Annotated in this window: 10 protein-coding genes; 2 read left to right on the top strand and 8 right to left on the bottom strand. The window is 44.1% G+C overall.

Annotated elements, in window-relative coordinates; all coding sequences use genetic code 11:
• Positions 1-22: 22 nt before the first annotated feature.
• From ASD24_RS00910 to ASD24_RS00890, 5 genes are all read right to left on the bottom strand, one after another.
• Complete coding sequence (locus ASD24_RS00910; RefSeq protein WP_056692435.1) at positions 23-1,480, bottom strand: sensor histidine kinase; 1,458 nt, start codon at positions 1,478-1,480, stop codon at positions 23-25.
• Positions 1,477-2,175, bottom strand: a complete 699-nt coding sequence (locus tag ASD24_RS00905; protein WP_056690105.1) for a response regulator transcription factor — start codon at positions 2,173-2,175, stop codon at positions 1,477-1,479. The genes ASD24_RS00910 and ASD24_RS00905 overlap by 4 nt, the downstream gene beginning before the upstream one ends.
• Positions 2,168-3,490 carry a hypothetical protein gene (locus ASD24_RS00900; RefSeq protein WP_156395286.1) on the bottom strand — a complete coding sequence of 441 codons (1,323 nt, stop codon included), beginning with the start codon at positions 3,488-3,490 and terminating at the stop codon, positions 2,168-2,170. The genes ASD24_RS00905 and ASD24_RS00900 overlap by 8 nt, the downstream gene beginning before the upstream one ends.
• 75 nt (positions 3,491-3,565) lie before the next feature.
• Complete coding sequence (locus ASD24_RS00895) at positions 3,566-4,291, bottom strand: phosphonate ABC transporter ATP-binding protein (protein WP_056690102.1); 726 nt, start codon at positions 4,289-4,291, stop codon at positions 3,566-3,568.
• An 84-nt stretch (positions 4,292-4,375) separates the two neighbouring features.
• Positions 4,376-5,566 (bottom strand): MFS transporter, encoded by a 1,191-nt coding sequence (locus ASD24_RS00890; protein ID WP_056690100.1) that lies wholly within the window; start codon positions 5,564-5,566, stop codon positions 4,376-4,378.
• A 210-nt stretch (positions 5,567-5,776) separates the two neighbouring features.
• On the opposite strand from ASD24_RS00890, the gene ASD24_RS00885 reads away from it, so the two are divergent.
• Together ASD24_RS00885 and ASD24_RS00880 are read left to right on the top strand one after the other, a co-directional pair.
• Entirely contained in the window at positions 5,777-6,697 is a 921-nt protein-coding gene (locus ASD24_RS00885) for an ArsR/SmtB family transcription factor (protein WP_056690097.1), read from the top strand.
• A gap of 43 nt (positions 6,698-6,740) precedes the next feature.
• A complete protein-coding gene (locus ASD24_RS00880; protein ID WP_056690094.1) occupies positions 6,741-7,499 on the top strand; it encodes an HAD family hydrolase in 759 nt (252 codons plus the stop codon).
• 91 nt (positions 7,500-7,590) lie between these two features.
• Here the strand turns inward: ASD24_RS00880 and ASD24_RS00875 are convergent, their stop codons facing one another.
• From ASD24_RS00875 to ASD24_RS00865, 3 genes are all read right to left on the bottom strand, one after another.
• The gene (locus ASD24_RS00875) at positions 7,591-9,933 is read right to left on the bottom strand and encodes a type IA DNA topoisomerase (protein ID WP_056690091.1); all 2,343 of its coding nucleotides are present in this window, start codon (positions 9,931-9,933) and stop codon (positions 7,591-7,593) included.
• A 126-nt stretch (positions 9,934-10,059) separates the two neighbouring features.
• The gene (gene fur, locus ASD24_RS00870; RefSeq protein ID WP_056690088.1) at positions 10,060-10,551 is read right to left on the bottom strand and encodes a ferric iron uptake transcriptional regulator; all 492 of its coding nucleotides are present in this window, start codon (positions 10,549-10,551) and stop codon (positions 10,060-10,062) included.
• Positions 10,552-10,871: 320 nt separating this feature from the next.
• On the bottom strand, positions 10,872-12,359 hold the full coding sequence (locus ASD24_RS00865) for a glutamate synthase subunit beta (RefSeq protein ID WP_056690085.1): 1,488 nt from the start codon (positions 12,357-12,359) through the stop codon (positions 10,872-10,874).
• Between the last annotated feature and the right edge of the window lie 550 nt (positions 12,360-12,909).

The raw sequence follows: 12,909 nt of genomic DNA, 5'->3' as shown, positions 1-12,909 counted from the left end.
GGAATCCACCTTTTTTGTGTTATCAATTTGGAATTGATCCATCACTCGATTGGGTCTCTACTTCATCATCATTCGTATCTTCCATGAGAGCCGGTAACGTAATGGTGACCGTTGTACCTGATCCCAGTTCACTTTGCATGGTAATCGTGCCTTCATGCAGTTCCACGAGCTCCTGTGTGATGGCTAGACCGAGCCCTGTTCCCCCGTTCTGATGATTCACCTGGAAGAAGCGGTCTCGCACTTTAATTAGGTGCTCCTCACTAATCCCGATCCCCGTATCTTGAATGGCGGCGATAATCTGACCATTCTCTTCTTTTACGGACAAGTAGATCCAGGAGTTCTCATGTGAGAATTTAATCGCATTATCTACAATGTTAAGGAATACTTGCTTCAGTCGGTTTCCATCACCAAATACGTTATACGGATACGTTTCATCGGCATCCAGCTTCAGATGAATTTGCTTTTGTTCCGCTTTGGCCCAGACATTCAGCATCGTTTCTTGCACAATTTCACGAATACTGACTGTTCCCTTCACCAGCTTCATCTGATTCTGTTGCAATTTGGAGAAATCGAGCATCTCTTCTACAAGCCCAATTAAACGCTCCGTTTCTTTGGAAATGATGCTCATCCCGATTCGTGTCTCCTCTGGATCATAACCTCCGGAGTCCAATGTCTCACTCCAGCCTTTGATACTTGTCAGAGGGGTACGCAACTCATGCGAGATAGATGATATGAAGTCGTCCTTAATCTGATTACTTCGTACGATCTCATGTGCCATGAAATTCAATGTTGAGGCTAACTCACCTAGTTCATGCTTGTAATTGCCCTTGACCCTAACATCCAGTCGCCCACGTGCCATCTGAGCAGATACAGCAGTGATATTATTAATCGGACGAACAATGGAATTCGCCATACCTATACTAATAATTAATACGATAGCAAGCACAGCTACACCTACTGCACTAGCCAGCAAACCCATAACCAGCAATTTCGAGTTGACCATGGTGAGTGCTGTCATATATCGGATAACATACGTATGATCTCCACCAAGGTCGAATTTGTGCGAAACAGCCATAATCTGTTCACCTGTCGAAGGTTCCCTGCCTACCCATCGCCCCATCGCACCATTAAGCGCCTGAGAAATATCACTCGTTTGCAGCACAGCACGATCGGATTCAAAAGCGGTTGAGCTTGCCAATACACGTCCATTCAGATCAAGAATCTGCAATTCTGTATTGGATAATTTCAGATTTTCAAGCAATCTAGACAGATTGTTACCATCCTCAGCATTATTTGCCCGCGAGATTGGTTCAAAAAAATCCTTGGAATTCGAAATATGAGTACTTATGGTGTTATAGATGCTCTCGTAGTAATATCGCTGCACCGCCAGCATAAATACAAATTCCACCAGCAGCAGAGCTAGAAAAACTACGAAAAAGTAGTGTAATACAATCTGCCGCGTAATACCTTTTTTTATCATTGCTCCCTGCCCTTCCATTTGTACCCGTGTCCCCATACAGTTTGCAGGTATTCAGGTTCGGAAGGGTTGTTCTCAATTTTCTGGCGTAAGCGACGTATATTTACATCCACAATTTTGGGGTCACCCATGTACTCTTTGCCCCAGACATGATCCAGCAGCAAATCTCGACTGAGCGGTGTATTTTCCTTCTCTAAGAAAAATTGAATCAATGAAAATTCTGTAGGTGTTAGCTCAATTAGTTCATTTTGTTTCTTAAATTGCTTCGAGATTAGGTCAAGCGAGAACGGGCCAGATTGGAAAGTAACCTTAGCCGCTGTCTCCCGGTGCACATTGACACGACGCAGTAAGGACTGAATACGAGCAATCAGCTCGGTTGGACTGAAAGGCTTGCTCACATGGTCATCTGCTCCGACCGATAATGCATATACTTTATCCTGTTCCTGTACTTTAGCTGTTAAGAAAATAATACCTAAGCGTTCATTGGTCTCACGAATGCGTCGACAGACTTCGAATCCGTCAATGCCCGGTACCATGACATCCAAAAGCGCTAAGTCAATATCCGGCACGGACTGCAAGATTCGCAGTGCTTCATGACCATCTCCTGCTTCAAGCACCTCAAATCCATTTCTTTTCAGATTAATGACGATAAAACTGCGGATGGATTCTTCATCTTCCAAAATAAGTACTTTACTCATTTAGCTCGTCCTTTCTGTTCAGTTGCGACATGTTATCTAGTAATCCATCAGTATTCGGTTGGGCTACACGCGAAGCAATAACTCGATCGTTCGTTCGTGTAATCTCTTTCCACCGTTTCCCTTTTTCCTGTTCCCACTGGGACAGTGTAAAGTACTTGATTTCAGCTACTGTTTCATCGGTATCGATCATTTTGAAGCGAATGTATTTTTCTTTTTCTGATCGGGTATCAATGGTAATTTTACCGTACCACTCAGACTTGAGATTTAAATGGAATAAGTCGGCGTCATCCCGATATTGGAATGAAACAAACTCCTTGCCGTCCTTGCCATCCCACTGATAAAAATTATAGAACCACATACGCGAATCAAAAACGTAATGCTCCCAACCTTTTGGGGTTTCTTTAAGCCCAAATTCAATAATACCATCATTGTTGAAATCACCGCTTAAAATTTTGTCATCTCTATACGTTTGATCCGGAGATTTGAACGCATTTACCAGTTTGTTATCCTTCACATAGATAAGCTGAGAGAATGAACTCTTATCATCCAGCTCGGCATCCAGAACAATTCCCGGCTGATCCTTGGCAATCTGGCCTCCAAGTGCATTGTAAATCTCTTTTACCGTATAGTCCGTCTGCATCCGATCAACTTCCTTGAAGCTACCCTCATCGTATTGGTACAATGCAATCGTTGCGAATCCACTGCTATTCAGGGAAACAATCGTAAAATCACTTTTCCCGTCACCATTCAGATCGAGTGGATTGCCTTGTGCATCATCAATAATAAATTGATTGTAGGGTACGCCGCCTAATACCTGTTCGAGCGCACCATTTTTATAGGAGTATGCCGTTAAGGCTTTTTGATCCTGCAAGCTTACGCCCAATATAATATCGGGATTGCCATCATTCGTAATATCCAGCAGCTTGAAGGACTGCAGCTCACTACCTGGAACATCAAACGTTAATTTTTTGACCCATGCGCCGCCTTGTTCCTCCAGCAGTAATCCGTGAATCCGAACATTCTCATTCGGTGTCTCATAAAAAGCAATGGCTTCCCTTGTCCCATCTCCATTAAGATCTTCCACACGGATCATGCTGGTATTGCTCAGATCTTTCGGACGAATGAGTTCACTTTCGGGAGGCTGCTCGAGCTGCACGACGTTGTACAGTTTTTCTTTATCTGTTGACATCATCGGTTTACGCATCAAAATCTTGGGGTCACTGATTACCGTACATCCGCTCAAAACAGAGCCCAGCAACATAGCAATCGCTCCACCTGCTATCAAGCGTCCCCAACGTGAGTTAAGCAAGTTCATCACTCTTTTCAATAGTATAAGAGGTTGTTCAAGTCTAATAAGGTAATATCATTCTTTTCGAACAGTAAACATGTATTAAATCATATTCTTCTCTTGCTGCGTCAGCCGCCGTCCACGTATATCAAAAGCAATCTTGCCCTCTGCTAGTCCCCAGATCCGCGTCGCGTGCTTCTCCGCAAGTTCAATTGGCAATACCGCAATGATGGTTGCCCGTTCCTCTTCACATAATTTACGTAACGTTTCCAGAACAGCATCTGCTGTATGTGGATCCAGTCCAATAACCGGTTCATCGGCCAAAATCACCTTAGCGCCATGAGCCAGCGCTCTGGCAATAGCTACACGCTGCTTCTCTCCACCACTAAGCTTTTCAGCGAGCTGATGCGCTTTATCGAGAAGGCCTAGACTCTCCAAATAATCCATAGCCCCCATATAATCATCCGAACGAACCATACCCGTGACCATTCTCCATACGGGTGTCTGACCTGAACGACCAATCAACACATTTTTGAGCGCTGATCTTCTTGGAAATAATTCAGGATTTTGTTCTAAGTATGCCCATTCACGCTTTATTCTCCGTTTACCAGCCATGCCTTCTTTTAATATTTCGGCTCCGTCTACGGTTAAGCGACCGCTATCCCATTTCTCCATCATCGCCAGGCATTTAAGCAGCATGCTCTTACCACTGCCGCTTGAACCTACAACAGCGATCATTTCTCCTTGTTGCATATCAAATCGAATATCCCGCAAAACCGGAATTCTGTCCGCTCCTACGGATTTACTTAAATTCTCAACTCTGATCATCGCGATGTCTCCCCTTGTCCAAGGTTTTCCCTACTCCATAGTGTACTCGGAAACGGACATCAATTTCCATGCGAACACCAGCTTCTATTCTACCACAGATTGAAGCTCAGGTTTACGTCTAAAGAACACACCTGCAACTCCAAACAGAAGATACATGCAACCCATCCATATAAACATGCTTCCTGGGGAGAACCAGTTAATAACCTGACCGCCGAGGTTAGGCCCAATAATGCTACCAATTGTGAAGTAAAAGGATGCTACAACATTAGCCGCTGGCAGCAGCACTTTTGGCAATAGATCCGCTGCATAAGCCAGTCCAAGAGAGAAAAACGACCCAACGAGTCCTCCTGCAATCGTCAGTAACACCAGCGTCCACCAGAAATGGGTTCCGGCTGCCGGAATGAGCATAAACGTAATCCCTCCTGCAATCCCAGCGGACATGAGCACCTTTTTTCTACCCAATCGATCACTTAACATCCCAAGCGGGAACTGCAGGAACAGTCCACCTATTCCGACAAATGGAAGCAACGAAGAGATCTGGCTCTCATCCATGCCAATGCGGAGACCGTACACGGGGAAGTTACTGTTCATTCCCGCTTCCATATAACCGTACAAAAGTGCTGGTATTAGCGCATACCATGCCCAGGTCAAGCTGCGACGGAATCGACGTTCCGGCATTTGCCCCTGTTCTACCTTCTCAGGTCTAGAATTCGGAAGTTTCATTAATACAAGCACGAGCACAGCTCCCATACAGATGAAAAGTACCCAGAATGGAACCGCTTGACCGAATCCCAGCAGCTTGATGCCGAGCGGACCAATACTGAATCCTAGTCCATAGGACATCCCGTATAGGGATATGTAGCGCCCTCTTTTCTCTGGAGCCGTCACAAGAAGAACCCAGAGCTGGGCGGCATAGTGCAGAGCACTATCTCCAACGCCAACGATGAGGCGTAGAATGAACCATATTTTGATGTCCGGAAAATAAGGAAATAAGATTAAGGGAATCATAACAAAGATGAGCCCGCCAATGATTAATTTTTTGAAACCAAATGCTCCTAATAAACGCTCTGCCACTAGGGTCATAGCAAATGATCCAACATACAATGCGGCAGCATTAAGTCCATTGAGACCTGGGGATACACCCTTTTGTTCCAAAAAGATGGACAATACTGGTAATAAAAGCCCCTGGCTAATCCCTGCCACAACAATAACCGTTATCAAAATCAGGTAGTTGGATATGGAATGTGACGGTTTAGCAGTATGAATAGATGACACGAAATGATTTCCCTCCTGCAAGCATACAAAGAAAAATCGCCATCGCTGACGACTTTTCGTATGATCTTCATATTCTTTTGCTCAAGCACAGATATCCCAGGACATTTGGCCGGGACTTGAACATTATAGTGGACAACGCCGTGCAAAACAAGCCATAATAGTACATAAGTCGCTGTGTATATTAGATGTGACGGGAGGATTCTACATCATATGCCTTATCAAGTTAAAATTGATGTTTCACCGATATATGAGATGCTCAATAGTTTTCTGGTTTATGTCACCAAGAAGTGGATCCAGCATTTGGACGTTGGTCCAGAATGGATCCTTGAGGTCGAAGGCAAACTAAGCTCCAACGTGAGAGCTGCGCTGGCTCCAGCCGCTACGTGGCCTTTTGATGATTTTGATGTATTGTTTGCATGGGCTGCATACCGAAACTGTGATTCAGAGAATCAGGATTTCCTGAACATGCTTTCGGATATGTCGGCAGAACAATTATTTGCACAGATCTCACCTTTACTGCCTTCCATTACAATGGAAGAGTCCACACGGATACGGGACAGTTATGTTCCGCTTTTGCGCTTGTGGGACGAACATTACTGCAAGAATATCAGCGAAGATTATCGTACCTGGCTCGAAGAGGATGCGGAGGAAAAACAGATTCTGTTGGACAAAATGGGACCAGAACTGTTAATTGAATATGCGACAGCAGGTGTCATTGTTGAACCGATGCCTGGACTGAACGAAGTGATTCTTTTTCCAACCATCCATAATCGGCCTATTAATATGTACTGTTTCTATGAAGGCATGATGATTATGCAATATCCGATTGATGCACCTGAAGAAGATGAAGATCAACCGCCAACCTGCTTGTTGCGATTCACTCATGCTCTGGCTGATCCCGAGAGACTTCGCTTGTTGCGTTACGTTTCGGGCGAACCGAAATCGCTAGCTGAAATGTGTGAGGAACTCGATAAGGACGAAGATATGGTCAAAGACCAGGTAATGGCGCTGCGCATCGCGGGCTTGCTGAGAACACATCTTCTTGGAAGTAACCGTAAAGAGAAATATAGTATTCGGCCGGATGGCGTGTCTGAACTGAACATGTTCCTGGAATCCTACATTCGCATATAAATGCATTAAACTGAGGTTGCCGGCTGCAAGGAGTGATTTTGATATGAGCAACACGAAACAACACATTTTGTTCGACCTAGATGATACGCTTGTATACTGTAACAAATACTTCAACCTCATTCTGGGTGAATTCTTCGAAAACATGCAGGAGTGGTTTGACGGTGATGATCTAACCATTCAGCAGATTCGTGAGAAGCAACTAGAGATTGACGTAACTGGAGTTAACAAAGTGGGGTTCGCAAGTCACCATTTCCCTCAATCTCTGATTGATACGTATCGTTACTTCTCGCAAAAGTTCGCAAGATCTACCTCCCCCAAAGAGGAGAACTACTTAAGCAAACTTGGAATGAGTGTGTACGATCAGGAGGTAGAACCTTATCCTCATATGGTCGAAACGTTGGAGAACCTGCAGTCCGCTGGACATGCCCTCTATCTCTACACTGGTGGGGAAACTGTCATTCAACAACGTAAGATTGATCAGATGAAGTTATCTGCATATTTCGATGATCGCATCTATATACGGCAACACAAAAACGTTGAAGCTCTGGAAGGCATTTTATCTTCGGGGACGTTTGACCGTACAGCGACGTGGATGATTGGTAATTCCTTAAGAACAGACATTATGCCTGCTGTAACAGCTGGAATTCACAGTATCTATATTAAGCAGCCTAATGAATGGCAATACAATATCGTGGAGCTGAAACCTAATCCCGAACGCGCTTTATATACGATTACGGCACTTGAAGAGGTACCGAAAGTTATACAAGAGAATATCGAGCAACAATACAAAAAGACCCTGTAATCTTACAGGGTCTTTTCGTGCTGTATTTATTACAATACACTCTCTACCTATGTTTCATTTGTCAATACCAGAGAGTCCAAATGCAGAGCTTTTACGTCTCTATCTTCTCGGCTGTCAGTTTACCGGTAAGCATGTCCTGCAACACAATACGAGCTTTAACGGTACTGCCGTCTTTTCGTTTAAAAGCCAGCACTTGTGTGCTTCCTTTGTCGATCAACGATTTCAGCATCGTACTCGTTATTTTTTTGCCGATGTACTCTTTCCAGATGACAAAGCCACAGCCTTCTTTGAATCGTGTGCATCCATAACCTTTTTTACCTTCAATGATCTGGCCCGTACAACCAGGTGCAGGGCACGGAGCCAACAGCTCACGAGCACCAGACGGATTAGAAACAGCAACAGTCGTCTTAGTTTTAGCTGCTGTACCAGTGGCGCTACGGGCGTTGCCAGAAGCTCCTGAAGATGAACGTGACGTTGATGCAGAAGAACTAGCCGCTGTTCTGGTTGAAGTTTTAGCCCTGTTCCCTTTGCTACTAGCGCCCTTGCCTTTACCTCGACTGCCACGAGCATCTTCACCAAATGCATCTGCTGGCGCAGGAGCTTGCACCTTAACCTTATCAATAATCGACATGGTAAACTTTTTCACGTTCTCCATAAACTTGTCTTGTCCCGCTTCTCCTTTGGAGATTTGGTACAATCTCCGTTCCCATTGACCTGTCATTTCTGGAGATGTTAAGAGATCTACACCTGCTCGTCGAATTAATTCGATGGCCGTTCGCCCTTTGAGCGTAAGTTGCATCTTTTTGCCCTGCATAGTAATATAACCAACATTTTTGAGACGCTCAATCGTAGCAGCCCGCGTTGCCGGTGTTCCTAATCCACTGTCTTTCATGGCATCACGAAGCTCTTCATTCTCGATCTGCTTCCCGGCACTCTCCATCGCCTTGAGCAACGTACCTTCGGTATAACTTTTTGGAGGCTGGGTAGCTTTCTCCTTGAATTCACTCTTCGTGCATTGAACAGGTAATTCAGGCTGAACGGAGAAGGACTTGTCCGTCCACTCCTCCGCTTCCTCTTCTTCATTACCATTCTTTTTGGTTTTCTTCTTCCCAGAGCCACTCTGTTCCTGATCTGATGAAGAGAGTACCACTTTCCAACCTAATGACAATAACTCCTTCACAGACGTTTTGAACTGATGCTGTTCAACCTCTGTTAGTACGGTGTGCTGTTTATACTCGGCTGGTGGGTAAAAATGAGATAAAAAACGTCTAACGATCAGATCATAGATGTTCTGTTCATCCTTGGATAATGTACCTGGTCGCTTCAACGTTGGCAAAATCGCATGGTGATCTTCAACCCGTGATGGGTTACAGACCCCTTTATTATTTTTGTGTACCAGTTCTGGCTTAGCTCCTTGAGCTAGCTCACTGTACGTTCCATTTTTCAATAAATTCAGCGTTTTGTGCATGCCTTCAATATTCTGTTCCGTCACATAGTTGGAGTTCGTACGTGGATACGAGATTACCTTATGTTTTTCATATAAGGCTTGGGCAATGTCCAACGTTTTCTTCGCACCATAACCAAATTTCGCATTCGCCTCACGCTGCAAAAGTGTGAGATCGTACAACCGGTAGGGATATTCCTTCGTTTGTTTTGCTTCATATTTGGTGATATGCCCTGTCTTGCCCTTCACACTGGCTGCAATTGCCTCCGCTGCCTCTGGATCAGTGAGTTTGTCACCTTGACGCAAGCCACGATATTCAACACCTTCCTGACGAAACCAAGCCGCCACTTCATAAAAGGTCTGCGACTGAAAAGCTTCAATCTCAATCTCTCGATCATAGATCAATGCGAGTACCGGTGTCTGAACACGTCCAACAGACAACAGCGCATTGTGCCGTGTCGTGAAAGCGCGTGAAGCATTCATTCCGATCAGCCAATCTGCCTCGCTTCGTGCACGAGCAGCATGTGTAAGATTTTCAAACTCCGATGCATCCTTCAGCCCATCAAATCCTTTTTGGATACTTGCGGCAGTCAGATCCGATATCCATAATCGTTTAACCGGCTGACGAAGCTTCAACTGCTGCTGGATCAGCGCGAAGATATACTGACCCTCACGCCCTGCGTCACATGCATTGATAATAGCAGAAGCGCGTTTGGAAAGTTCTCCGATGATCTTCAATTGATCCTTCGTTTTGGGGTTAGGTACGATTTTGAACTGATCCGGAATGATGGGTAAGTCAGCGATGTTCCAACGCTTATACTTCGTATCATATGCATCTGGTTCAGCCAGTCCGAGCAAATGACCAATCGCCCAAGTGATGATGTAATGCTCCCCTTCGAGGTAACTGCGATTGTTCTTGGCTTTTGGTTCTATGACGGCGGCAATGGTTCGACCCATATCAGGCTTCTCCGCTATAACCAGTGTCTTCATCCGTCCATCTCTCCTCCTTCACCGTCCGCACGACGGCAAAAAGGGGCCTTCCGCCCACGGAAGCCCCTTGCTTCTGAAACATATTATATCAGATTTTGAGTCCGGGAGCATCCCTCCACGAGGGAATTACCCAGCAGCCGGCTCATTTAAAGCTCGTTTTTGTCTACATTCCTTGCATACGCCTTGAAAATCAAGTCGATGATCCGTAACGGCAAATCCATATTGCCGCTCAATTTGCTGTTCTAAACGTAACAGACCATCCTCCATAATCTCCTCTACACTGCCGCAGTCTGTACAAATGAGATGGTGATGATGATGAGACCCGTCCGTACTACGTAGATCAAACCGCGCAGCCCCATCTCCAAAATTAATTTTCTCTACCACTTGCAGATCACTTAACAATTCAAGTGTGCGATATACCGTTGCAAGGCCAATCTCAGGGAATTGTTCTTTTACAAGTAAGAAGACTTCTTCGGCGCTAAAATGATCCTTTTCATGCTCAAGTAACACACGCACGGTCACTTCACGTTGTTGAGTCAACTTGTATCCTTTCTCAACCAATTGCTTCTTAATATCATAAATCTGGTCTGAAATGCATTTGTCCCTATTCGTTGCCATAGTTGGTTGCACCTCCGAATATTATATGTGTTCACGTCATTGATTTTCATATTTTAAAAATCTCTTATTTATAATTATTATAATATAATAATAAATCTTTAGGGAATAAAAAGCAATGCTCTACCTCACACTTACACTAAAAAAACGCAAACGACGCAGTCTTAACTACGGAATGACTAAGTAATTGATCTAACTTGTTCTATATTCCCAAAACAAATAAAGAACAGATAAAAAGCAGATAGAACGTAACATAGAAAGTAATATAGAAAGCAAATAAAAAACCCCCGCCATCATGGCGAGGGTTGCAATAACGATATGAGTTATACGAGAACCGTAGCTCCCATCAAATATTTATCAACTTCACGAGCTGCTTCGCGACCTTCATTGATTGCCCATACAACAAGACTTTGTCCACGACGCATGTCGCCTGCTGCAAATACTTTATCAACGTTCGTGTTGTATTTACCATAGCGGGCTTTAACATTGGTACGACGGTCTGTTGCAAGTCCCAATTGTTCTACCAATGTCTGTTCTGGCCCATCAAAACCGATTGCAATCATCGCCATTTGAGCAGGGAAAACGCGCTCTGTTCCAGGGATTGGTTGATAGATTTTGCGACCTGTCTCATCCACGATACGCTCAATCTGAACGGTATGCAACTCTTTCAAGTTGCCTTCTTCATCACCAACAAATTTCGTTGTCATGATGGAGAATTCACGCGGATCTTGACCAAACAACGCTTTGGCTTCTTCTTGAGCGTAATCTAACGTGTACACATTAGGGAACTGTGGCCAAGGATTATTAATCCGGTCACGCTCCATAGGTGCTTGAGTGTGAGTACCAAACTGAGTAATCGTACGACAACCATGACGAAGCGATGTAGCTACACAGTCAGAGCCAGTGTCCCCGCCACCGATAACGATAACATCTTTGTCTTGTGCAGACATATAGTTACCATCCTCCAAGTTAGAATCCAAATAGCTCTTAATGCTACTATTGAGGAAGTCCATAGCGTAATGCACGCCTTTCAGGTCACTACCTTCAATGTTGAATTCACGAGGTTTGGTTGCGCCACCACACAATACAACAGCATCATAATCGTCTACCAGTTGCTGTGCAGGAATATCTTTACCGATCTCTGTATTTGTAATGAATTGAACGCCTTCTGCTTCAAGCAAGTCCACACGACGTTGAACTACTTTTTTATCTAATTTCATTGTTGGAATACCGTACATCAACAAACCACCCACACGGTCAGAACGCTCATATACTGTTACAGTGTGACCTGCTTTGTTCAATTGAGCCGCAGTTGCAAGTCCTGCTGGACCCGAACCAACAACAGCTACACGTTTACCCGTGCGTTTCTCTGGAGGTTGAGGAACTACCCATCCTTCTTCAAACCCTTTTTCAATAATCGCTTCTTCTATCGTTTTAATGGTTACAGGCTGACCAATCAATCCAACGGTACAAGATCCTTCACAAGGAGCTGGACAGACACGACCTGTAAACTCAGGGAAGTTATTCGTTTTGTGAAGACGCTCAAGTGCTTCTCTCCACAATCCGCGGTAGACAAGGTTGTTCCATTCCGGAATCAGGTTATGCACGGGGCATCCTGACGTGCCACCAATCATATCTATACCTGTATGGCAATACGGGGTACCACAATCCATGCATCGTGCACCTTGTGTTCTGAGCTCTTCTTCGGCCATATGTTTATGAAACTCTTCCCAATCCTTAATCCGCTCCGCTGGCTCGCGATCCGCTGGCAATTGCCGTTTGTATTCCATAAATCCAGTAGGTGTAGACATCTTACGTTTTCCCCCATCCGTTCTTGTCTTAATCCCTTCATCTGCACGATTCTATATGAAATGGATTACTCATGATCTGAGTTTTTTGTCTATTGTATCACAAAATCTTCTCGAAGATATTTCAATTATAGTAGCATTTCGACATCTGAATATTAAATGGATTATCCGCATAATTATTTGTATTTTATACATCATATCGTCACAATCTACTCATGGTCAATCCCCTAATTTTGGTGCAATATGTGTTATTTCATTATAAAAACAGGCGTGCGTTGGTCATTTCACAGTTCAGAACGTCACGTAAATGTCAGATAATTTACCATTAATATCAACTAATTTGTGCCTATATGATGCTTTTTTCCGAATATTACGCTTATTTTAGGGCTTTACAACGTTGAATGCCTACAACTTTTACACTATTTGTCTTATGACAGCTGATCTATATGTATATTATACATAATCCCCCATGCTTTATGTTACATAAATGTTATATACCATTTTTTTGCAGATTAAAATGTTCTGAAAAAATTGAAAAAGACGCTGTTCACGA

Origin of the sequence: Paenibacillus sp. Root52 (assembly GCF_001426865.1) — a bacterium.
GTDB lineage: Bacteria > Bacillota > Bacilli > Paenibacillales > Paenibacillaceae > Paenibacillus.
Note: the sequence above shows the minus strand (reverse complement) of the source record. Positions and strands in the feature narration are given on the sequence as shown.